Origin of the sequence: Pseudomonas sp. O230 (assembly GCF_045447035.1) — a bacterium.
In the GTDB taxonomy this organism is placed as follows: domain Bacteria; phylum Pseudomonadota; class Gammaproteobacteria; order Pseudomonadales; family Pseudomonadaceae; genus Aquipseudomonas.
The window spans coordinates 19,849-41,380 of record NZ_JBJGXN010000004.1; the positions used below are offsets into that span (position 1 = coordinate 19,849).

A 21,532-nucleotide genomic window follows, 5' to 3' on the forward strand; every position below is an offset into this window, starting at 1 on the left:
TGAATGAGCAAACTGCGGGTAGGCATTATTTTTGGCGGCCGTTCGGCTGAGCATGAGGTTTCGCTGCAATCGGCGAAAAACATCGTTGATGCGCTGGACCGGTCGCGCTTTGAACCGGTACTGATCGGCATTGATAAACAGGGACACTGGCACCTGAACGATCCGTCGAACTTCCTGCTCAACCAGGAAAACCCGGCGTTGATCGCCCTCAACCAGTCCAACCGCGAACTCGCCGTGGTGCCGGGCAAGGCCAGTCAGCAATTGGTGGAAACCTCGAGTCAGGAACTGCTGGGCCACATCGACGTGATCTTCCCGATCGTCCACGGCACCCTGGGTGAAGACGGTTGCCTGCAAGGATTGCTGCGCATGGCCGATCTGCCGTTTGTCGGCTCCGATGTACTCGGATCGGCGGTGTGCATGGACAAGGACATCAGCAAACGTCTGCTGCGAGATGCCGGGTTGGCGGTCACGCCGTTCGTGACCCTGACCCGCGCGACTGCGGGGCGCATAGGGTTCAACGAGGTCCAGGGCAAGCTCGGCCTGCCGCTGTTCGTCAAACCGGCGAACCAGGGCTCCTCGGTGGGCGTGAGCAAGGTTAACGATGAGGCTGAATACCGGACGGCGGTTGAGCTGGCACTGGGTTTCGATGAGAAAGTGTTGGTCGAATCCGCCGTCAGTGGCCGCGAGATCGAATGCGCGGTGCTCGGCAACGAAGACGCCATCGCCAGCGGTTGCGGCGAAATCGTCATCCGCAGCGGGTTCTATTCCTACGACAGCAAGTACATCGACGCACAAGCCGCTGAAGTGGTGGTCCCGGCTCACATCAGCAGCGAAGTTAGCGAGCGCATTCGTGCCCTGGCCGTCGAGGCGTTTCAGGTGTTGGGCTGTTCCGGGCTGGCGCGGGTCGATGTGTTCCTGACCGACAGCGGCGAAGTGCTGATCAACGAGATCAACTCGCTCCCCGGTTTCACCCGCATCAGCATGTACCCGAAACTTTGGCAGGCCACCGGCATGACCTACAGCGAACTGGTCAGCCGTCTGATTGAGCTGGCGCTGGAAAAGCACAAGGCGCGGCAGTTGCTGAAGATTTCCCGCTGAGAAAAATTAACTAACCTCATGAAGGTCCGCGCACGTCACGTGTTCATAGAGGAAAACGCTGCGCAAGCTGGACGATCAGGGTGGGGTTTCCGTAAAAAAAGCCTACCTCGCGGTAAGCCTTTTCCACGCCATGCAGGACTCAATCCCCCAACGCTTCTCCCTCTCGTCGCGGATCTGCCCCACCCACCAGCGACGCTTTCCCCTGCGCATCCTTGACTCGGACAATCGCCTGCGTCCCGCTGGTCATGTCGATCTCGGTCACGCTGTGCCCCTTGTCCTTCAACGCTTGAATCAGCGCTGCGCTGAATTGCCCCTGTTCCAGCTCGGTCGGGCCGTTGCGGCTGCCGAAGTTGGGGAGATTGATAGCGGCTTGCGGGTCGAGGTTCCAGTCGAGCAGGCCGACGGTGGATTTGGCGACGTATTCGATGATTTGCGAGCCGCCGGGGGAGCCGAGGGTGGCGAGGAATTCGCCACTCTGGCGGTCGAAGATCAGGGTCGGCGCCATGGACGAACGCGGGCGTTTGCCGGGTTCGACGCGGTTGGCGACTTTCTGTCCGTTTTCTTCGGGGATGAATGAGAAGTCGGTCATCTGGTTGTTGAGCAAAAAGCCCTGAACCATCAGGTGCGAGCCGAACGCGGATTCGACCGTGGTGGTCATCGATACGGCACCGCCCAGGTCATCGACCGCCACTACCTGCGAGGTGGAAATGCGCAGCGGCGAGCGGTCCGGTGCGTAGGCGACCTCAATGCCTGGCGGTGTGCCGGGTTTGGCCACGCCCATGCTGCGATCGCCGATCAGGGCGGCGCGGCTGGCCAGATAGGTCGGGTCAACCAGACCTTTGACCGGGACGGGCACGAAGTCGCTGTCGGCGACGTACTGTGCGCGATCGGCGTAAGCGAGGCGCTCGGCTTCGGCGATCAGGTGCACGGCTTCAGGGGGCGGTTCGATGCCGGCAGGTTGGGGGCTTTTGACCGGCTTCAGTGGCGCCAGGGCATAACGCGGGTCGCGGGTTTCCAAGGCTTGCAAGGTGCCGAGAATCTGCGCCACGGCGATCCCGCCCGACGACGGTGGCGGCATGCCACAGACTTGCCAGCGTTTGTAATCGCTGCACAACGGCGCGCGTTCCTTGGCGGTGTAGCCGTTGAGGTCGTTCAGCGACAGGCTCCCGGGGTTGGCGTGGCCCTGAACCTTGGCGACGATTTCCTGCGCGATGGGGCCTTTGTACAGCGCATCGGGACCTTCCTTGGCGATGCGCTTGAACGCGGCGGCCAGCGCCGGGTTTTTCAGTGAGGTGCCGACGGCTTTCGGGCTGCCATCGGCGTTCAGGAAGTACGCCATCATGTCTGGCGAACGCCGCATGGACGAGTCCGAAGCAATCAACTGATGCAGGCGCGGTGAGATGGCGAAGCCTTGTTCCGCGAGTTTGATCGCCGGTTCGAACAGCTGCGCCCAAGGCAGGCGACCGTGTTTCTGATGGGCCAGTTCCAGCGCCCGCAATACGCCGGGCGTGCCCACCGAACGACCGCCAATCTGCGCCTGAGTGAACGGCATCGGTGTGCCGTCGGCCTGCAGGAATAGCTTCTCGGTGGCGCCGGCCGGCGCGGTTTCGCGACCGTCATATGTGCGCACGGCTTTGCCATCCCACAACACAATCAACGCGCCACCACCGATGCCTGAGGATTGCGGCTCGACCAGTGTCAGCACCGCTTGCATCGCAATCGCCGCATCGATTGCCGAACCGCCCTGGCGCAGCATCTCTCGCCCCGCTTGCGCCGCGAGCGGGTTGGCTGCTGCCGCCATGTGTTTCGAGGCATGGCGGTTTTGCAGGTCGGTGCGATAGCCCGAGGCGGCTTCCGGTGCGACCGGTAATGCCGAGGAGGGCGGGGCACTGCACGCCGCTAGGGTTAAAGCGCTGGCAATCAGCGAAAGGGCTGACAAGCGATAGCGACTTAAGTGAAAGGTTGAGAACACGCGGGGCACTCCGTCCGTGGGAAAAGATCAGGGGACTTTATCGGCCGACAGGAAGCGACGCAAACCACCGGACGTTTAGTCCTTCATCCATTGACCGATTTTCTGTAGGGTCGAGGACAACAGGCAGGCCAGAAAATAAACAAGAGGCAGACATGCAGACCGACTTTCCCACCCAGCCCGGCTATCGTACCCAGCGTGAACAATTTCTGGCAGCGGCGACCACGGTCGGAGCGACGCTGACCGAGTATCCGCACCCGCTCAAAGGGCCGTTCGATGAACCGTTGAGCACCGATGTGGCGGTGCTCGGCGATCCGGGTGCCAAACGCGTGCTGATCGCGTTGAGCGGCACTCACGGGGTCGAAGGTTTCTATGGTTCGGGCTGTCAGATCAAATGGCTGCAGGAGTTGGGCAAGCGTTCACTGCCGGCCGATGTCGCGGTGGTGTTCGTTCATCTGATCAATCCCTGGGGCACGGCGTGGTTGCGCCGGGTTAACGAAGACAACATCGACCTTAACCGCAATCACCTGAACTTCGAACATCCGCTGCCGGACAACCGGGCCTACGCCGCGCTGCATGAAATCTATGCCTGCACTGAGCTGAAAGGGCCCGAGCGTGATCGTGCCGATGCGCTGCTCGAGCAGCAGATCCGCGAACACGGCTGGCCGGCGGTGATGTCGATTGTCGAGGGCGGTCAGCACAGTCATCCCGATGGGTTGTTTTATGGCGGGCGGGCGCCGAGCTGGTCGAACCGCACGTTGCACCGGATCCTTCAAAAGCATGTCGCCCACGCCGACGTTGCGATGTGCTTCGACTTGCACACTGGCGCCGGGGAATATGGCCATCCGATGTTGTTGACCATCACCGAGTCCGCTTATCCCGCGTTACCGGATGCACAGGCGATCTATGGGCCGTGGCTCTACACGCTGCTGACCGGTGCCAACACGCTGAGCGAAACCGGCGTGGCGGCGACGGCCACCGGCTACACCTCGCAGGCGTTGATTGACGCCTTGCCGCAGGTGCGATTGATGCCCTTCGTGATCGAGTGCGGGACCTATCCGGGGGCCGAGGTTCATCGTCATTTGCGCGACGACCATTGGTTGCATCTGCACGGCAATCCCGGCGATGCCGTGGGGCGCGAAATCAAACTGAATCTGCTGGAACAGTTCTATCCCGCCGACAGCGACTGGCAGGCGATGGTCTGGTTGCGTACGTGGCAGATATGGGAGCGGGGGTTGTCGGCGTTGACGGTGATAAATTGCTGACCGACGTCGTGGCCCGGCTAAGGTTTTGTTGTGCCGTCAGGCCGCCATCGCCGGCAAGCCGGCTCCTACAGGTTTTGTGTCGGGCAAAGAGTTAGCGCACGATAGATGCCCGTGTAGGAGCTGGCTTGCCAGCGATGGCGAGCTCGCAGTCGATACAAGGCTCGAGGCCCTCATCGCCTGCAAGCCGGGCTCCTACAGGATTTGTGTCGGCACAAAGAATCTGTGCAGTTTTCTCCGGGCATAAAAAAACGGCCTACCTTTCGGTAAGCCGTTTTTAGTACTTGGTGGCTACACAGGGACTTGAACCCCGGACCCCAGCATTATGAATGCTATGCTCTAACCAACTGAGCTATGTAGCCAAGTGGCGCGCATTATTCACCGGTAATGCAGATGCGTCAAGCGTAAATCTAAAATATTTCTCTACGCTTTCAACCGCTTATCCATCTGAGCCAAAAAACCGGATCGGGGGAGGGCGTCAGCCGAGCTGAAATCTCCCGGTATTGGCACTCAAGGCCTTGCTGCCCTGGCTCAAGGTGTCCGCAGCCAGGTTCACTGCCCGCGCGCCTTCGAGCAAGCGGACAGCCGCCTGATCGACTTGCTGGATATTGCCGCTGACTTCGTCGGCAGTGGTGGCTTGCTCATCGACCGCCGTGGCGATCTGCGCCAGGGTGTCGGTGACGCTCTGCACGGCGCTGGCGATTTCTCCCAGTCGCTCGCCGAGGCCGGTGACTGCTTGCGCATCGGATTGCGCTTGGCCGCAGGCAGCTTCCATCAAGCTCACGGCTTCATTCACCGTGTTACGCAAGCTGTCGACGGTGCCGGCGATCTGCGCAGTGGACGTTTGGGTGCGTTGCGACAGGCTGCGCACTTCATCGGCCACCACCGCAAAGCCACGGCCCTGTTCACCCGCACGCGCGGCTTCGATGGCCGCGTTGAGCGCCAACAGATTGGTCTGCTCGGCGACGCCGCGAATGGTGTCGACCACCAACTGAATCTGCTGGCCTTGTTCGCTGACCCGCCCAAGTGCGGCAGCCGTTTCGTTCAAACGCTGGTTGAGCTGCTGAATGCTCGCCGTGGTGCGTTGGCTGTCACGGCTGCTGTCGGCGGCGATGCGCTGAGTGTGCTGAGCGCTGCCGGAGGCCTGTTCGCAACTCTGGGCAACCCCTTGAGAGGTCGCGGCCAATTGTGTTGCTGCCGCCGCGATCTGGCTGATCTGCAATTGCTGGGCTTCGACCTCGCCCAAGGCGCCACTGGAATGGTGGTTGAGCGTGCGCACCGCATTGCTCAGCTGCAAGGTTTCGTGATCGACCCCCAACAGACTGTTGCGCAGTTGCACCACGGCGACGTTGAGCGCGGTGCTGATCGCCGCCAGTTCGTCGCGGCCTTCAATCGGCACTTGCAGGCTCAGATTGCCGTCGCGCAAGGCTTCGGCCAGCAGCGTGATGCCGCTGGCGCTGCGGCGGATCGAAGCCTGCAAGCAGATGAACAGGTACAACGCGGCCAGCAGCAGGCAACCGAAAATCGCCGCCACCACAATGAACTGGCGGATCGCCGAGCCATGGTAGTAATCCAGACGCTGATCCAGCGAGACCAACGATTGCTGACGCAATGAAGCGAGGTCGGTAAGCAGGCTGTCCAGGCTGCGTTCGAACTCCTCGGGCTTGAGTTTGATGCTGCCGCCGAACACGCCGTCATCAAGGACTTTCAACTCGGCGTCGAGGTGTTTGAGGCTGTCATGGTATTGCCCGGCCCAAGTCTGCAAGGCACTGGGCAGACGCGCTTCCAGCAGGCCAGCAGTTTTGACCAGTTGCTCACGGGCGTCGCCGATGCGGCTGCGCAGGTCGCGCAATTGCAGACGGCTTTGCAGGGTGAATTGCCCGGACACCACCGACGCCTGGCCGACGCTGGCCAGACGGCCGACGCGCTCGATCAGGTCGGGCGCGTGTTGGGTCGAGATTTGCGTCAACAGGTAGGTTTCCAGCCATGGCGCGAGCGTCAGGCGATTGTCCATGGCGATCTGCTCGCGCAAGGCTTGCAAAGCGCTCAAGGCATTGGTGAAACGGTCGTAACCGTCCGGCCACCAGCCGACGCTGCTCAGGCTTTTCGAGTCGAGGCCGTTGAGCGCGGTTTGCAGGGCTTGAAAGCGGGCCAGGGTTTCGCCCTCGGCGCCTTCGGTTTGCAAGGCGTTGCCGAGGCCCGTGGTGGCTTGCGCGACAGCCGGCTGAACCGAGTCAAACGCGGCCATCGCGGCGAGGGTGGCCGGTGTCGGCTGGCGATTGGTCTCGGTGGCACGCCAGCGCGCGGCGCGGTCACGCTGGGCGGCGAGCAGGTTATCCAGTGCATCCAGTGCGAGCAGTTGCCGAACCCCGGCACGCTCGCCGGAAATCAGGTTCAGTTTGGCGCGATAGTCCTGACCGATCATCAGCAGGCTACCCGCCAGCGGCAGGATAAACAGCAGAAACAACAACTGAAATTTACGGGCGAAGCCGAAACGCCCCAGCAACCCGATCCCCGGAGATAAAAAAGCCTGCATGCCCCATGACTCCTCTGGACACCACGCACCGATGGCGTGCGTCGAAGTCGTTGCGACCGCGACTCGTGCCCTTTTTAAAGGCCTCGAAAGTTCACCCTCGTCAGCTCTGTAGGCCGACTCTGTAGCGAAACTTCCCATTCTCGGTGCCCTTTGTAAGGGCGCCGCGTTGAAGCGGATAAACAAGGCAAGATTCAGACCATGGCGTTGCGCTATTACTCACGGATTTAGTTCGTTAGCTGGCTAAGGGGATGGCGCTGCTGCACTGAAAAATGGCACATTGACGCACCTGCCCGTGTGCACCCATCTGTTGTACGGAAACTCCCATGGCTATTAGTAATGCCCAGAACGGCGCGACGTCGGCATCCGCGACTTCACAAAGCAGCCCCTTGGTCATGCGCATCATCGGTGCGGTGGCGCTGGCTCATTTGATCAACGACCTGATTCAGTCGGTGCTGCCGTCGATCTACCCGATGCTCAAGGCCAACTACGGCCTGACCTTCACCCAGGTCGGACTGATCACCCTGACCTTTCAGTTGACGGCCTCGCTGTTGCAACCGTGGGTCGGTTACCACACTGATCGTCATCCCAAGCCTTGGCTACTTCCGGCCGGGACGGTGTGCACGTTGATTGGTATTTTGATGATGTCGGTGGTCGGTAGCTTTCCGATGATCCTGTTGGCGGCGGGGTTGATCGGCATCGGTTCCTCGACGTTTCACCCGGAAGCTTCTCGCGTGGCGCGACTGGCTTCGGGTGGGCGCTTCGGTCTGGCGCAATCGACTTTCCAGGTCGGCGGTAACGCGGGTTCGGCCTTCGGTCCCTTGCTGGCGGCGGCGATCATCATTCCGTTCGGTCAGGGCCATGTCGCATGGTTCGGCTTGTTCGCGGTGTTTGCGCTGTTCGTGCTCTACCGGATCAGCCGCTGGTACGCCAATCACTTGAACCTGTTCAAGCTCAAGCAAGGTCAGGCGGCGACGCATGGTTTGTCGAAGGGCCGGGTCATCAGCGCGCTGGTGGTGCTCGGGTTGCTGGTGTTCTCCAAGTATTTCTACATGGCCAGTTTCACCAGCTACTTCACCTTTTACCTGATCGAGAAATTCGACCTGTCGGTGGCGAGTTCTCAGCTGCATTTGTTCCTGTTTCTGGGGGCGGTGGCGGCGGGGACTTTCTTCGGCGGGCCGATTGGCGACAAGATCGGGCGTAAGGCAGTGATCTGGTTTTCGATCCTCGGCGTGGCGCCGTTCACGTTGATCCTGCCGCATGTTGATTTGTTCTGGACCAGCATTCTCAGCGTGGTGATCGGCTTCATCCTGGCCTCTGCATTCTCAGCCATCGTGGTTTATGCACAGGAATTGGTGCCGGGCAATGTCGGGATGATCGCCGGGGTGTTCTTCGGACTGATGTTCGGTTTCGGCGGGATTGGCGCAGCGTTGCTTGGGCACTTGGCGGACGTGCATGGCATTGAGTACGTGTACTTCCTGTGTTCGTTCCTGCCGCTGTTGGGTGTGTTGGCGATCTTGCTGCCAAGAACCAAAAAGGCCTAAGCCACACACATTGGTTCTATGCTGTGAGTGGGATTATTTCAGGCACAAAAAAGCCGCGTATCAAACGCGGCTTTTTCTTGGGCGGGTGCTTCGTCCTGAAAACTTAGACGTTGAAACGGAAGTGCATCACGTCGCCGTCTTTCACGATGTAATCCTTGCCTTCCAAACGCCATTTACCGGCTTCTTTGGTGCCGGCTTCGCCCTTGTACTGGATGAAGTCGTCATACGCGATGACTTCGGCACGGATGAAGCCTTTTTCGAAGTCGGTGTGGATCACGCCAGCGGCTTGCGGTGCAGTGGCACCGACGCGGACGGTCCAGGCGCGGACTTCTTCGACGCCGGCGGTGAAGTAGGTCTGCAGGTGCAGCATTTCGTAGCCGGCGCGGATCACGCGGTTCAGGCCTGGTTCTTCGAGGCCCAGGGCTTCGAGGAACATGTCTTTTTCTTCGCCATCTTCCAGTTCGGCGATTTCGGCTTCGATCTTGTTGCAGACCGGAACCACCATGGCGCCTTCTTCTTCGGCGATGGCCTTGACGATGTCCAGCAGCGGGTTGTTCTCGAAACCGTCTTCAGCGACGTTGGCGATGTACATGACCGGCTTGGTGGTCAGCAGGTGGAAGCCACGAATCACTGCTTTATCGTCGGCACCCATGTTCTTCATCAGCGTGCGCGCAGGCTTGCCGAGAGTGAAATGAGCGATCAATTGCTCCAGCAGGCCCTTCTGGACAACGGCGTCCTTGTCACCACCCTTGGCGTTGCGGGCGACTTTCTGCAGTTGCTTCTCGCAGCTGTCGAGGTCGGCGAAGATCAGTTCCAGGTCGATGATTTCGATGTCGCGTTTCGGGTCGACGCTGTTGGAGACGTGAATCACGTTCTCGTCTTCGAAGCAGCGGACTACGTGGGCGATGGCATCGGTTTCACGGATGTTGGCGAGGAATTTGTTGCCCAGGCCTTCACCTTTCGAGGCGCCGGCAACCAGACCCGCGATGTCGACGAATTCCATGGTGGTCGGCAGGATGCGCTTCGGATTGACGATGGCTGCCAGGGCTTCCAGTCGTGGATCCGGCATCGGCACGATACCGGTGTTCGGTTCGATGGTGCAGAAGGGGAAGTTCTCGGCCGCGATCCCGGATTTGGTCAGGGCGTTGAACAGGGTGGACTTGCCGACGTTAGGCAGGCCGACGATGCCGCAATTGAATCCCATGGTGTTTTCCCCGAGGAGTAGAGTCAGGCCTTCTGGCTGTGCAGGTTTTTCATCGCGCGGTTCCATTCCCCGGCGAGGATATCCGGCAGCACGCCGAGGGCAAAGTCGATGCTGGCATCGAGTTTTTCCTGTTCGGCGCGTGGCGCACGACCCAGGACGAAATTTGAAACCATACTGGCTACGCCCGGATGGCCAATGCCAAGCCGCAAGCGGTAGAAGGTATTCTGATTGCCCAGTTGCGCGATGATGTCGCGCAACCCGTTGTGACCGCCATGGCCGCCGCCCTGTTTGAGTTTGGCAACGCCCGGAGGCAGGTCGAGTTCGTCATGCGCCACGAGTATTTCTTCAGGCTTGATGCGGAAGAATCCTGCGAGTGCCGCGACGGCCTGGCCGCTACGGTTCATGTACGTGTTAGGAATCAGCAGACGAACATCCTGACCCTGGTGCGAATAGCGCCCGGTCAGGCCGAAATATTTGCGATCGGCCACAAGGTTGACGCCTTGTGCGTTCGCGATGCGCTCAACAAAAAGGGCCCCTGCGTTATGCCGGGTCTGTTCGTATTCAGCGCCTGGATTTCCCAGGCCAACGATCAGTTTGATGGCAGTCACGATAGGGGCCCTTCCTTGGAGTGGTGGATAACATCGCCGCAATCAGGGTGTGCGGCGAAAGTGGACGACAAGTGCTCATTTACCATTATGTAAACTCCGCGTTCTCGCCCGCTTTCTCGCTACGTTCCAGTCCGCGATGTTACCTGGTCACTCCGGCATCACAGAGTGAATTACTCTGCAGCGCCTTCAGTAGCTTCTGGTGCAACACGTGGAGCGTGAACGTTGGCAACAGCCTTGTCATCGCCGTGAGCCAGAGCAACAAACTCAACGCCTTTAGGGGCTTTGAGGTCAGACAGGTGAATGATCGAACCGACTTCGGCGTTAGCCAGGTCGACTTCGATGAATTCAGGCAGGTCTTTCGGCAGGCAGGAAACTTCGATTTCAGCAACAACGTGCGAGATTTCGCCGCCTTTCTTGATCGGTGCTTCTTCGTTGATGAAGTGCACTGGAACGATAGCGGTCAGTTTCTGGCCAGCTACTACGCGTACGAAGTCAGCGTGCATCACGTGGCCTTTGGCCGGGTGACGTTGCAGAGCTTTGATCACGACGTTTTGCTTGGTGCCGCCAACGTTCAGCTCGATGATGTGGCTGTAAGCCGCTTCGTTTTCGAGCAGTTTGGCAACTTCTTTAGCCAGCATGCTGATGGATTCAGGGGCTTTTTCGCCACCGTAAACTACAGCTGGTACCAGGCTTGCGAGACGACGCAGGCGGCGGCTCGCACCTTTCCCCAGGTCGGAACGCACTTCAGCATTCAGAGTAAAATCGTTCATGTTGTATCTCCAAAATAACCACATTCGCCCCAGCGTTTGCGACCAGCGCTAAAGGCGATATGGGCAAAAAAGCCCCGCCCCGACAGTAATGCCGGGGCGGGGCGCTTTTCGTCAACGAGCTGTGCGAGAAGGGCAGGGCCCTTAACGGAACATCGCGCTGATCGATTCTTCATTGCTGATGCGGCGGACCGCCTCGGCAACTACCGGCGCGATATCCAGTTGGCGGATACGCGAGCAGGCTTGAGCAGCAGCGGACAACGGGATGGTGTTAGTCACCACCAGTTCGTCCAGCATGGAATTTTCAATGTTTTCGATCGCCCGACCGGACAGCACAGGGTGTGTGCAGTAGGCGAAAACCTTGGCAGCGCCATGCTCTTTCAAAGCCTTTGCCGCATGGCACAGAGTGCCGGCGGTATCGACCATGTCATCGACCAGAATACAGGTACGCCCTTCGACATCACCGATGATATGCATCACTTCAGAGTGATTGGCTTTCTCACGGCGTTTGTCGATGATCCCGAGATCCACGCCCAGGGATTTGGCAACGGCACGTGCACGCACGACGCCACCAATATCCGGGGACACAATCATCAGGTTTTCGAAGCGCTGATCTTCAATGTCATCCACCAGAACCGGGGAGCCGTAGATGTTATCTACCGGAATATCGAAGAAACCCTGAATCTGGTCAGCATGCAGATCAACCGTGAGAACACGGTCGATGCCGACTACGGTAAGCATGTCAGCAACGACTTTCGCGCTGATAGCTACACGTGCGGAACGCGGACGGCGATCCTGACGGGCATAACCAAAGTAAGGAATAACAGCAGTGATACGAGTAGCCGAGGAGCGGCGGAAGGCATCAGCCATCACTACCAGTTCCATCAGGTTATCGTTGGTCGGAGCGCAAGTCGGCTGAATAATGAAGACGTCTTTACCGCGGACGTTTTCATTGATCTCGGCTGTAATTTCGCCGTCGGAGAACTTACCGACAGAGATGTCACCGAGAGGGATATGCAGCTGACGTACGACACGCCGAGCCAGATCGGGGTTAGCGTTCCCCGTAAAGACCATCATCTTGGACACGCGCAGTACCTAGAGGCTGAGGGTAACCTGGATGAGTATAGAAAATGGCAGGGGCGGCTGGATTCGAACCAACGCATGGCAGGATCAAAACCTGCTGCCTTACCGCTTGGCGACGCCCCTGTATCTGTTGCAACGATTACCCAGTAATCGGTTCCTTTAGAGCAGACTTTGCAGCTTGCGATGCAACATCGAAATGTTGCTTCCCTTTGCTACAAACCCTGTAAGGGTCTCTGTAAGAAGGGCCGAGACTTTATCAGCTTCAGCTTTGCTTGGGAAGCCCCCAAACACACAACTTCCAGTTCCGGTGAGTTTTGCTTCGGTAAATTTACCTAACAAATTCAATGCGTTACGTACATCAGGATAACGCCTTGCTACCACCGGTAAGCAGTCATTTCGACTGTTTCCCTTGGGAACGGGGCGCACTTTAATGGGAGAAGAGTTACGTGTCAACAACGGATCTGAAAAAATTTCTGCTGTACTTACAGATACTTGCGGAACAAGCACGAGATACCACGGTTCTTCGGGGTCTACAGGAGTAAGTTTCTCTCCCACTCCCTCGGCGAAAGCCGCGTGGCCACGTACGAAAACCGGGACGTCGGCGCCCAGCGTCAGGCCCAGCGCGGCCAGTCGATCTTCATCCCAGCCCAGTTGCCAGAGATGATTCAGGCCGAGCAAAGTCGTCGCGGCGTTTGAACTGCCGCCACCGATTCCGCCGCCCATGGGCAGAATTTTTTCGATCCAGATGTCGATGCCGAGCGAACAACCGGATTGCTCCTGAAGTTTTTTCGCGGCTCGAACAATCAGATTGCTGTCGTGAGGCACGCCGTCGAATTCGGTGTGCAGTTGAATCACGCCGTCGTCGCGCACGGCGAAGGTGATTTCATCGCCGTAATCAAGAAACTGAAAAATCGTCTGCAACTCGTGGTAACCGTCTTCACGGCGACCGAGGATGTGCAGCATCAGATTGAGTTTGGCCGGGGAGGGCAGCGTCAAGCGTGGGGCAGTCATGTTCATTGCCCCAGTTTGCGTGGTTGCCATTCCTTGATCACCAGCGTGACGTCAAGGTCGGTGCCATGCAGTTTGATCCGCTCGGGCAGCCAATAGCCGTTTTGTTCGGCGTAACTCAGGTATTCGACTTGCCAGCCATCCTGTTCCAGGCTGGCCAGGCGGCTATCGGTATCCAGGGTCAGGCGGCTCTTGCTGTCCGGCGCCGGGAGTCCGCGGACCCACCACGCCAGATGGGACACCGGCAACTTCCAGCCGAGCTGTTCTTCAAGCAGCACTTCCGGCGTCGGCGCTTCATAGCGCCCCTGATTGGCAACTTCCAGCGAGACCTTTCCGGGGTGCCCGGTCAGGCGTGCGGCGCCGCGACCCAGAGGGCCCGAAAGGCGAATGTCGTAATAAGACTGGCGCTGTAACCAGAACAGTGTGCCGCTGCCCGAGTCTTTTGGTGCGCGAATGCCGATCTTGCCGTTGATCTGCCAGCCGTCGAGGCCGGTCAGTTGCTCTTTGTGAACACGCCACAGAGCGGCGTCGCCCTGGCCCTGTACCGATTCGCGGGCACCGAAGCCCGCGCAACCGGCGAGCAAGGCAATGAAACTGAAAACGATGAAGTGGCGCAAAAACATAATCTTAAAGAGTCTCTGATCCGGTCAGGCGCTTGATGGTGCCGCGCAGGATTGGGCTATCGGGTTGTTCCTTGAGGAACTTGCCCCAGATTTGTTTGGCTTCCCGTTGCTTGCCATTGGCCCACAGGACTTCGCCGAGGTGAGCGGCCACTTCCTGATCGGGAAAGCGATCGAGTGCCTTGCGCAGCAGCTTTTCCGCTTCGTCGAGATTGCCCATGCGGAAATTCACCCAGCCGAGGCTGTCGAGTACCGCCGGGTCTTCCGGGTTGATCTGGTGGGCCTGTTCGATCAGGGCCTTGGCTTCGGCATAACGCGTCGTGCGGTCGGACAGGGTGTAGCCGAGGGCGTTCAGCGCCATGGCGTTGTCCGGGTCGCGCTTGATGATCAGCCGCAGGTCTTTCTCCATCTGCGCCAGGTCATTGCGTTTTTCCGCCTGCATGGCGCGGGTGTACAGCAGATTCAGATCGTCCGGGTATTGCTGCAAGGCTTTGTGCAGAACATTCCAGGCCTTGTCCCCCTGTTTATTGGCGGACAGCGTTTCGGCCTCGATCAGATACAACTGAATCGCGTAATCGGGTTGTTCTTCACGCTCGGTCGCCAGGCGGCTTTGCGCTTCGGCGGTTTTGCCGTTGCTCATCAGGATATCGGCCTGACGCAATTGCGCCGGCAGGTAGTCGTTGCCGGGACCGACCTGGGCGTACTCGAGCAGTGCGCCTTGGGGATCGTTGCGCTCTTCAGCGATACGGCCAAGGTTCAGGTGCGCCGAATCGACGTGGCTTTCCCGGGTGATCAGGTCTTCCAGATAACCCTTGGCCTCGTCCCAGGCCTTGGCTTCGAGGCACACCAGCGCCAGGGAATAACGCAATTCGTCGTCTTCCGGGTATTGCTGAACCAGGCTCGAAAACTCGACTTTGGCGTCGTCCATGCGGTCCTGTTCGACCAGCATGCGCGCGTAAGTCAGGCGCAGGCGTTTGTCGTCCGGGTACTTCTTGATGCTTTTTTGCAGCAGTGGCAGCGCTTCATCGCCACGACTGAGCGATTGCAGCAGGCGTGCGCGCAGCAGGATCGGGGCGATTTCACCGTCGTCCGGCGGGTTGTCTTCCAGCAACGCCAGTGCGCCTTTGCTGTCGCCGTCCTGTTGCATCAACAAGGCCTTGCCGAAAATCAGCTGGCTGTTGTTGGGATGACGCTGCAACAAACGGTCAAAACTTTTCATCAGGCCGTTGCGGGTTTCCTGATCGGTATCGGCCGCGGACAGTGCGAGGAAATCGAAATGCGTGTCGCCCTTGCCTTGCAGGACTTTCTCCATATAGACCATGGAGTCGTCATAACGCCCGGCACGCGCCAGTTGCACGGCCGCGGCTCGTTGCGCCTCGAGGTCCTCCGGGGCGTTTTTCGCCCAGATCAGCGCAGTGTCCAGTGCCGCCTGATCGGCGCCCAGGTATTCGGCGATGCGGAAGGCCCGTTCGGAGATGCCCGGATCCTGGGTGTTGATGGCCTGGGTCACATAGTTGTCCAGCGCAATGTCGAAACGATTGCGTTGGCCAGCCAGTTCGGCGCTCAACAGGCTGAAGATGGTTTCTTCACTGAATGAGCTGTAAACCTTGGGCTTTTCAGGGGCCGGAGTGCTGTCTTCGATCGGCGGCGTACCGTCCGACGAAACGGGTGCCAAGGCCTGGCAGCCGCTGAGGAAGACAAAAGCGAGGAGCAACGCGGAGGATCTATTCATATAGGAAGAGGACGACTAACCTGCGGTCGGATCATCATGACACAAGCCTTCGGCCAAACATAACCGGCCGGCCAATTTACCCTTGCACCCCGGAATGTGTCGGACCACCCCCCCTGTAGGAGCCGGCTTGCTGGCGATGGACTTGCAGGCGCCGCATCCTTTCCAGGATAAATGCGCCATCGTTAACGACCATCGCCAGCAAGCCGGCTCCTACAAGGGCGTGAAAGTCGGGTAAACGAGAACCGCTCGCAAACCCGGGCATCGCCTGCCAAGGCAATAGAGATCGAGTGGTTGTTCTGAATCTGTCGAAGTAGGACAATTGCCGGCTTCACGTCACCATCAGCGACCTTGAATGGCCTTCCTTGCACTCGGTATTAACCACAAGACTGCTTCAGTAGGCGTCCGCGAGCGCGTGGCCTTTACCCCTGAGCAGCTGGTGGAGGCCTTGCAGCAGCTCTGCCGACTCACCGACAGCCGCGAAGCTGCGATCCTCTCCACCTGCAATCGCAGTGAACTCTATATAGAACAGGATCACCTTTCGGCTGACGTTGTGTTGCGCTGGCTGGCCGATTATCACCATTTAAGCCTCGAAGAGCTGCGCGCGAGTGCTTATGTGCACGAGGATGATGCGGCAGTTCGTCACATGATGCGCGTCGCCTCCGGGCTCGATTCGCTGGTGCTGGGCGAACCGCAGATCCTCGGCCAGATGAAATCCTGCTACGCCGTGGCCCGCGAGGCCGGCACCATCGGTCCGCTGCTCGGGCGTTTGTTTCAGGCCACGTTCAACGCGGCCAAACAAGTGCGCACCGACACCGCCATCGGTGAAAACCCGGTGTCCGTGGCGTTTGCCGCAGTCAGCCTGGCGAAACAGATTTTCAGCGACCTGCAACGCAGCCAGGCTCTGCTGATTGGCGCTGGCGAGACCATCACCCTGGTCGCCCGCCATCTGCATGAGCTGGGGGTAAAACGCATCGTTGTCGCCAACCGCACCCTCGAACGCGCGAGTATTCTGGCCGAGCAGTTTGGCGCGCATGCCGTGTTGCTCTCGGACATTCCGGCCGAACTGGTGCGCAGCGACATCGTCATCAGTTCCACCGCCAGCCAGTTGCCGATCCTCGGTAAAGGCGCGGTGGAAAGTGCCTTGAAACTGCGCAAGCACAAACCGATCTTCATGGTGGACATCGCCGTACCGCGCGATATCGAGCCTGAAGTCGGCGAGTTGGACGACGTTTACCTGTATAGCGTCGACGACCTCCACGAGGTGGTCGCCGAAAACCTCAAGAGCCGTCAAGGCGCTGCGCAAGCGGCGGAAGAGATGGTTTCGGTCGGTGCCGAAGATTTCATGATCCGTCTGCGCGAACTGGCGGCGGTGGATGTGCTCAAGGCCTATCGCCAACAAAGCGAGCGCCTGCGTGACGAAGAATTGCAAAAGGCCCAACGCATGCTGGCCAACGGCAGCAGCGCCGAAGACGTGCTGGTGCAACTGGCGCGCGGCTTGACCAACAAACTCTTGCACGCCCCGAGCGTGCAGTTGAAAAAGCTCTCTGCCGAAGGTCGCCTCGACGCACTGGCCATGGCCCAGGAACTCTTTGCCCTCGGTGAGGGCTCATCGGATAGCTTTTCGGATAAAAAACCGTAATGAAAGCGTCACTGCTCAATAAGCTGGACATCCTCCAGGACCGTTTCGAAGAATTGACCGCGTTGCTTGGCGACGGCGAGGTCATTTCCGATCAGACCAAGTTCCGCGCCTATTCCAAGGAATACGCGGAAGTCGAGCCGATTGTCGACGCCTATAAACAGTTGCTCAAAGTACAGAGCGACCTCGAAGGCGCCCAGGCATTGCTCAAGGACAGCGACCCGGACATGCGTGAAATGGCCGTGGAAGAAGTCCGCGAAGCCAAAGAGCAACTGATCGACATCGAAGCCAGCCTGCAACGCATGCTGCTGCCCAAGGACCCGAACGACGGGCGCAACGTGTTCCTTGAAATCCGCGCCGGCACCGGCGGTGACGAGGCGGCGATTTTCTCCGGCGACCTGTTCCGCATGTATTCGCGTTACGCCGAGCGGCGTGGCTGGCGGGTAGAAATCCTCTCGGAGAACATCGGCGAACACGGTGGCTATAAAGAAGTCATCGCCCGTGTCGAAGGCGACAATGTTTACGGCAAGCTGAAATTCGAATCCGGCGTGCACCGCGTGCAGCGGGTTCCGGCCACTGAATCCCAGGGGCGGATCCACACCTCGGCGTGCACCGTGGCGGTATTGCCCGAGCCGGACGAGCAGGAAGCGATCGAGATCAACCCGGCGGATTTGCGGGTCGATACCTACCGTTCTTCCGGCGCCGGTGGCCAGCACGTCAACAAGACGGACTCGGCGATTCGCATCACGCACTTGCCGTCGGGTATCGTCGTCGAGTGCCAGGAAGAGCGTTCCCAGCACAAGAACCGCGCCCGGGCGATGTCCTGGCTGTCGGCCAAACTCAATGATCAGCAGACCAGCGCCGCCGCGAATGCCATCGCCAGCGAGCGTAAATTGCTGGTCGGTTCGGGTGATCGCTCCGAGCGCATCCGCACCTACAACTTTGCCCAGGGCCGGGTCACCGACCACCGGGTCAACCTGACGTTGTATTCGCTCGACGAAATTCTCGCGGGCGGTGTCGACGCAGTGATCGAACCGTTGCTGGCCGAATACCAGGCCGACCAATTGGCAGCGATAGGTGACTAAATGACGATCATTGCCAGTTTGTTGCGCGCCGCTGATTTACCCGACTCGCCGACGGCGCGCCTGGATGCCGAATTGTTGCTGGCGGCGGCCTTGGGCAAGTCCCGCAGCTTTCTGCACACCTGGCCCGAGCGCATCGTTCCGAGTGACGCCGCGCTGAAGTTTGCCGAATACCTGCAACGCCGTCGTGGCGGTGAGCCGGTGGCCTACATACTGGGCCAGCAAGGTTTCTGGAAGCTTGATCTGGAAGTCGCGCCGCACACACTGATCCCGCGCCCGGACACTGAATTGCTGGTGGAAGCCGCGCTGGAATTGTTGCCCGCTCTCCCCACGAAGGTGCTCGACCTCGGCACCGGCAGCGGCGCCATTGCGTTGGCGTTGGCCAGCGAACGTCCGGCGTGGAACGTCACTGCGGTGGATCGCGTGCTCGAAGCCGTGGCGCTGGCCGAGCGCAATCGTCAGCGTTTGCACCTGAACAACGCCACCGTGCTGAGCAGTCATTGGTTCAGCGCCCTGGAAGGTCAGCGTTTTCACCTGATCATCAGCAACCCGCCGTACATTGCATCCGCCGATCCGCATCTGGTGGAAGGCGATGTGCGCTTCGAACCGGCCAGTGCCTTGGTGGCTGGCGTCGACGGGCTCGACGATCTGCGTTTGATCGTCGCCCAGGCGCCGGATCATCTGGAAGCGGGCGGCTGGTTGATGCTCGAGCACGGTTACGATCAAGCCGAAGCCGTGCGCGATTTGCTGCAGACGCGCGGTTTTGAAGAAGTCCACAGCCGCACCGATCTGGGCGGTCATCAACGGATCAGCCTGGGGCGCCTGCCGTGCTGAATGATCAGGAATTGTTGCGCTACAGTCGGCAGATTCTGTTGCAACACGTCGACATCGACGGGCAGTTGCGACTGAAAGAAAGCCGCGTGTTGATCGTCGGTCTGGGCGGGCTCGGTTCGCCGGTTGCGCTGTATCTCGCCGCCGCTGGCGTTGGTGAGTTGCATCTGGCGGACTTCGACACCGTCGACCTGACCAACCTGCAACGCCAGATCATTCACGACACCGACAGCGTCGGCCAGACCAAGGTCGATTCGGCCATTCGCCGACTGAGCGCAATCAACCCCGAGATCACCTTGGTTGCCCATCGCACTGCGCTGGACGAGGATTCTTTGGCGGCAGCGGTTGCCACCGTGGATCTGGTGCTGGACTGCTCCGATAATTTTTCCACCCGCGAATCGGTCAACGCCGCCTGCGTGGCCGCGGGCAAGCCCTTAGTCAGTGGCGCGGCGATTCGTCTCGAAGGTCAGTTGTCGGTGTTCGACCCGCGTCGTCCGGACAGTCCTTGCTACCACTGTTTATACGGGCACGGCAGCGAAGCTGAACTGACGTGCAGTGAAGCAGGAGTCGTCGGGCCATTGGTGGGACTGGTCGGCAGCCTTCAGGCGTTGGAAGCAATGAAGCTGCTGGCGGGGTTCGGCGAGCCACTGGTAGGACGGCTGCTGTTGATCGATGCCTTGGGCTCGCGCTTCCGCGAATTGCGCGTCAAGCGTGATCCGGGCTGCAGCGTCTGTGGGCCGAAACATGCGTGAAGCGCCCATTGGCGTGTTCGACTCCGGGGTCGGTGGGCTCTCGGTGCTGGCCGAGGTCCAGCGTTTGCTGCCCAACGAGTCGCTGTTGTACGTCGCCGATTGCGGCAATATTCCTTACGGCGAGAAAACCCCGGAATTCATTCGCCATCGTTGCAGTGTGATGGCCGAATTTTTTCAGCAGCAGGGCGCCAAGGCCCTGGTGCTGGCGTGCAACACGGCGACGGTTGCCGGTGTTGCCGATTTGCGGCGCGACTATCCCGAGTGGCCCATCGTCGGTATGGAACCTGCGGTCAAGCCAGCCGCCGCCGCTACCCGCAGCGGTGTGGTTGGTGTGCTCGCCACCACCGGCACCTTGCAGAGCGCCAAGTTCGCCGCGCTACTCGACCGCTTCGCCACCGATGTACAGGTGATCACGCAACCGTGCCCGGGCCTGGTGGAGTTGATTGAGAACGGCGATCTGCACAGTCCAGCCCTGCGTGAGTTGCTGGCCCGCTATGTCGGGCCGCTGCTCGCCGCCGGCTGCGACACGATAATTCTCGGCTGCACCCATTACCCCTTCCTAAAGCCGTTGCTTAAGCAGATGATCCCCGAGGACATCTGCCTGATCGACACCGGCGCCGCCGTAGCGCGCCAACTTCAGCGGCTGTTGGCCGAGCGTGAATTGCTCGCCGATGGGCCTGTTCGCGCAGCACAATTCTGGACAAGTGCCGATCCGGAACATTTCAGAAATATCTTGCCGATACTGTGGAATACCGCTGGCGTTGTGCAAAGCTTCAAGGGGTAAACAAAATCCTGGGGCGAACGAATAATTGGGGTGAACTTCTGATTAAGCGTCGACTTCTATAGCGGTGAGCAACAAAAAAACCTTACGAAATCGTTCGGAAAAGGATGTTTCTAATGAAGCGACTATTCTGCTTGGCCGCGATTGCGGCCGCACTGATGGGGCAAAGTTTTACCGCACAGGCGGCAGGCGTGGAGTTCGGGGTCGGCCAGACCAGCGATTCGACCATGACCTATCGACTGGGTATGCAGTTCGACTGGGACAAGAGCTGGCTGAAAAGTGACGTCGGTCGCCTGACCGGTTACTGGAGTGGCGCTTACACCTATTGGGAAGGCGACAAGACTTCCAGCAACAACAGCCTCTCGTTTTCGCCGGTGTTTGTTTATGAGTTTGCCGGGCAGAACGTCAAGCCCTATTTAGAACTCGGGGTTGGTGTGGCGTTGTTCTCGAATACCGAACTTGAAGACAACAAACTGGGCAGTGCCTTTCAGTTCGAAGACCGTTTCGGCTTCGGTCTGCGTTTTGCGGGCGGGCATGAAGTTGGGGTTCGTGCGACGCATTATTCCAATGCGGGGCTCAGCAGCCCGAACAATGGTGTAGAAAGTTACGCGCTGCACTACACGATGCCGTTGTAAGACAAAACGCCTCGTCCGTTATAGGCGCTGGCAAGCCAGCTTCAATAACGGACGAGGCGTTTTCGATTTCAGCGATACGCCGTAGTAATCCCTTGGCGCTCTTCAATGCACTCCGGTGCGCCCATCTCGAACTCCCGGCAGATCAGCGGGCGTTTTTCGTAGATGGTGCACATCATCGTGTTGCGATCCAGCGCGGCGCACCAGCCGTCGTCCAGGCGCAGCATGACTTCCCCACCCCAATCATCGGTGTCGATAAAACGCTCAGGCACGCCCGTGTCGGTGATCAGCATCACTTCGAGTTGGCAGCAGCAGGCCGCGCAGGTCGAGCACGTGACCGCAGGCTCGGCAATTTGCGTGTGGGGAATGGTTTTCATGGCGCGCAGTGTA

Annotated in this window: 19 protein-coding genes and 2 tRNA genes; 9 read left to right on the forward strand and 12 right to left on the reverse strand. The window is 59.5% G+C overall.

The annotated features are described in order from the left end of the window. The first annotated feature begins 3 nt into the window (after nucleotides 1-3). Nucleotides 4-1,098 (forward strand): D-alanine--D-alanine ligase, encoded by a 1,095-nt coding sequence (gene ddlA / locus ACI77H_RS08995; RefSeq protein WP_407011587.1) that lies wholly within the window; start codon nucleotides 4-6, stop codon nucleotides 1,096-1,098. Nucleotides 1,099-1,237: 139 nt separating this feature from the next. Here ddlA and ggt read toward each other — a convergent pair whose 3' ends face one another. Then, the gene (gene ggt, locus ACI77H_RS09000) at nucleotides 1,238-3,070 is read right to left on the reverse strand and encodes a gamma-glutamyltransferase (protein ID WP_407011589.1); all 1,833 of its coding nucleotides are present in this window, start codon (nucleotides 3,068-3,070) and stop codon (nucleotides 1,238-1,240) included. A 152-nt stretch (nucleotides 3,071-3,222) separates the two neighbouring features. On the opposite strand from ggt, the gene ACI77H_RS09005 reads away from it, so the two are divergent. Then, nucleotides 3,223-4,332: a DUF2817 domain-containing protein gene (locus tag ACI77H_RS09005; protein ID WP_407011590.1), complete on the forward strand. Its 1,110-nt coding sequence runs from the start codon at nucleotides 3,223-3,225 to the stop codon at nucleotides 4,330-4,332. Between the two features lie 282 nt (nucleotides 4,333-4,614). On the opposite strand, the gene ACI77H_RS09010 is transcribed toward ACI77H_RS09005, so the two are convergent. Then, a tRNA-Met gene (locus ACI77H_RS09010) sits at nucleotides 4,615-4,691 on the reverse strand. A 116-nt stretch (nucleotides 4,692-4,807) separates the two neighbouring features. Further along, the gene (locus tag ACI77H_RS09015) at nucleotides 4,808-6,865 is read right to left on the reverse strand and encodes a methyl-accepting chemotaxis protein (protein WP_407011591.1); all 2,058 of its coding nucleotides are present in this window, start codon (nucleotides 6,863-6,865) and stop codon (nucleotides 4,808-4,810) included. Between the two features lie 323 nt (nucleotides 6,866-7,188). Here ACI77H_RS09015 and ACI77H_RS09020 point away from each other — a divergent pair, with 323 nt between their 5' ends. Continuing rightward, entirely contained in the window at nucleotides 7,189-8,406 is a 1,218-nt protein-coding gene (locus ACI77H_RS09020) for an MFS transporter (RefSeq protein ID WP_407011593.1), read from the forward strand. A 103-nt stretch (nucleotides 8,407-8,509) separates the two neighbouring features. Here ACI77H_RS09020 and ychF read toward each other — a convergent pair whose 3' ends face one another. The 8 genes from ychF to ACI77H_RS09060 form a co-directional block, all read right to left on the reverse strand. Next, on the reverse strand, nucleotides 8,510-9,610 hold the full coding sequence (gene ychF / locus ACI77H_RS09025) for a redox-regulated ATPase YchF (RefSeq protein ID WP_008011955.1): 1,101 nt from the start codon (nucleotides 9,608-9,610) through the stop codon (nucleotides 8,510-8,512). Nucleotides 9,611-9,633: 23 nt separating this feature from the next. Then, nucleotides 9,634-10,218, reverse strand: a complete 585-nt coding sequence (gene pth, locus ACI77H_RS09030; protein WP_407011594.1) for an aminoacyl-tRNA hydrolase — start codon at nucleotides 10,216-10,218, stop codon at nucleotides 9,634-9,636. A 170-nt stretch (nucleotides 10,219-10,388) separates the two neighbouring features. Continuing rightward, nucleotides 10,389-10,988, reverse strand: coding sequence for a 50S ribosomal protein L25/general stress protein Ctc (locus ACI77H_RS09035; RefSeq protein ID WP_407011595.1), 600 nt, complete (start codon nucleotides 10,986-10,988; stop codon nucleotides 10,389-10,391). A 141-nt stretch (nucleotides 10,989-11,129) separates the two neighbouring features. Further along, nucleotides 11,130-12,071, reverse strand: a complete 942-nt coding sequence (locus tag ACI77H_RS09040; RefSeq protein ID WP_003208392.1) for a ribose-phosphate pyrophosphokinase — start codon at nucleotides 12,069-12,071, stop codon at nucleotides 11,130-11,132. A gap of 45 nt (nucleotides 12,072-12,116) precedes the next feature. After that, nucleotides 12,117-12,191: transfer RNA gene (locus ACI77H_RS09045), tRNA-Gln, on the reverse strand. Nucleotides 12,192-12,227: 36 nt separating this feature from the next. After that, nucleotides 12,228-13,079 carry a 4-(cytidine 5'-diphospho)-2-C-methyl-D-erythritol kinase gene (gene ispE / locus ACI77H_RS09050; protein ID WP_407011970.1) on the reverse strand — a complete coding sequence of 284 codons (852 nt, stop codon included), beginning with the start codon at nucleotides 13,077-13,079 and terminating at the stop codon, nucleotides 12,228-12,230. A 2-nt stretch (nucleotides 13,080-13,081) separates the two neighbouring features. Continuing rightward, nucleotides 13,082-13,699: a lipoprotein insertase outer membrane protein LolB gene (gene lolB / locus ACI77H_RS09055; RefSeq protein ID WP_407011597.1), complete on the reverse strand. Its 618-nt coding sequence runs from the start codon at nucleotides 13,697-13,699 to the stop codon at nucleotides 13,082-13,084. 4 nt (nucleotides 13,700-13,703) lie between these two features. Continuing rightward, on the reverse strand, nucleotides 13,704-15,428 hold the full coding sequence (locus tag ACI77H_RS09060; RefSeq protein WP_407011598.1) for a tetratricopeptide repeat protein: 1,725 nt from the start codon (nucleotides 15,426-15,428) through the stop codon (nucleotides 13,704-13,706). A gap of 352 nt (nucleotides 15,429-15,780) precedes the next feature. Between ACI77H_RS09060 and hemA the strand changes: the two genes are divergently transcribed. The 6 genes from hemA to ACI77H_RS09090 all read left to right on the forward strand — a co-directional run bounded on the left by hemA (nucleotide 15,781) and on the right by ACI77H_RS09090 (nucleotide 21,145). Further along, on the forward strand, nucleotides 15,781-17,067 hold the full coding sequence (gene hemA / locus ACI77H_RS09065; protein ID WP_407011600.1) for a glutamyl-tRNA reductase: 1,287 nt from the start codon (nucleotides 15,781-15,783) through the stop codon (nucleotides 17,065-17,067). After that, nucleotides 17,067-18,149: a peptide chain release factor 1 gene (prfA, locus tag ACI77H_RS09070; RefSeq protein WP_150633073.1), complete on the forward strand. Its 1,083-nt coding sequence runs from the start codon at nucleotides 17,067-17,069 to the stop codon at nucleotides 18,147-18,149. The genes hemA and prfA overlap by 1 nt, the downstream gene beginning before the upstream one ends. Continuing rightward, nucleotides 18,150-18,980, forward strand: coding sequence for a peptide chain release factor N(5)-glutamine methyltransferase (gene prmC, locus ACI77H_RS09075; protein ID WP_407011601.1), 831 nt, complete (start codon nucleotides 18,150-18,152; stop codon nucleotides 18,978-18,980). After that, nucleotides 18,974-19,729, forward strand: coding sequence for a molybdopterin-synthase adenylyltransferase MoeB (locus tag ACI77H_RS09080; RefSeq protein ID WP_407011603.1), 756 nt, complete (start codon nucleotides 18,974-18,976; stop codon nucleotides 19,727-19,729). Before prmC ends, ACI77H_RS09080 begins: the two co-directional genes overlap by 7 nt. Further along, complete coding sequence (gene murI, locus ACI77H_RS09085; RefSeq protein WP_407011604.1) at nucleotides 19,722-20,513, forward strand: glutamate racemase; 792 nt, start codon at nucleotides 19,722-19,724, stop codon at nucleotides 20,511-20,513. The genes ACI77H_RS09080 and murI overlap by 8 nt, the downstream gene beginning before the upstream one ends. 113 nt (nucleotides 20,514-20,626) lie before the next feature. Next, nucleotides 20,627-21,145, forward strand: a complete 519-nt coding sequence (locus ACI77H_RS09090; protein WP_407011606.1) for an acyloxyacyl hydrolase — start codon at nucleotides 20,627-20,629, stop codon at nucleotides 21,143-21,145. Between the two features lie 68 nt (nucleotides 21,146-21,213). On the opposite strand, the gene ACI77H_RS09095 is transcribed toward ACI77H_RS09090, so the two are convergent. Next, nucleotides 21,214-21,519, reverse strand: a complete 306-nt coding sequence (locus ACI77H_RS09095; RefSeq protein ID WP_074880229.1) for a YkgJ family cysteine cluster protein — start codon at nucleotides 21,517-21,519, stop codon at nucleotides 21,214-21,216. Nucleotides 21,520-21,532: the final 13 nt, after the last annotated feature.

Coding starts and splice junctions, on each gene's coding strand:
- ddlA (WP_407011587.1), top strand. CDS start 4: ATGAGCAAACTGCGGGTAGGCATTATTTTTGGCGGCCGTTCGGCTGAG.
- ACI77H_RS09005 (WP_407011590.1), top strand. CDS start 3,223: ATGCAGACCGACTTTCCCACCCAGCCCGGCTATCGTACCCAGCGTGAA.
- ACI77H_RS09015 (WP_407011591.1), bottom strand. CDS start 6,865: ATGCAGGCTTTTTTATCTCCGGGGATCGGGTTGCTGGGGCGTTTCGGC.
- ACI77H_RS09020 (WP_407011593.1), top strand. CDS start 7,189: ATGGCTATTAGTAATGCCCAGAACGGCGCGACGTCGGCATCCGCGACT.
- ychF (WP_008011955.1), bottom strand. CDS start 9,610: ATGGGATTCAATTGCGGCATCGTCGGCCTGCCTAACGTCGGCAAGTCC.
- ACI77H_RS09035 (WP_407011595.1), bottom strand. CDS start 10,988: ATGAACGATTTTACTCTGAATGCTGAAGTGCGTTCCGACCTGGGGAAA.
- ispE (WP_407011970.1), bottom strand. CDS start 13,079: ATGACTGCCCCACGCTTGACGCTGCCCTCCCCGGCCAAACTCAATCTG.
- lolB (WP_407011597.1), bottom strand. CDS start 13,699: ATGTTTTTGCGCCACTTCATCGTTTTCAGTTTCATTGCCTTGCTCGCC.
- ACI77H_RS09060 (WP_407011598.1), bottom strand. CDS start 15,428: ATGAATAGATCCTCCGCGTTGCTCCTCGCTTTTGTCTTCCTCAGCGGC.
- hemA (WP_407011600.1), top strand. CDS start 15,781: ATGGCCTTCCTTGCACTCGGTATTAACCACAAGACTGCTTCAGTAGGC.
- prfA (WP_150633073.1), top strand. CDS start 17,067: ATGAAAGCGTCACTGCTCAATAAGCTGGACATCCTCCAGGACCGTTTC.
- prmC (WP_407011601.1), top strand. CDS start 18,150: ATGACGATCATTGCCAGTTTGTTGCGCGCCGCTGATTTACCCGACTCG.
- murI (WP_407011604.1), top strand. CDS start 19,722: ATGCGTGAAGCGCCCATTGGCGTGTTCGACTCCGGGGTCGGTGGGCTC.
- ACI77H_RS09090 (WP_407011606.1), top strand. CDS start 20,627: ATGAAGCGACTATTCTGCTTGGCCGCGATTGCGGCCGCACTGATGGGG.
- ACI77H_RS09095 (WP_074880229.1), bottom strand. CDS start 21,519: ATGAAAACCATTCCCCACACGCAAATTGCCGAGCCTGCGGTCACGTGC.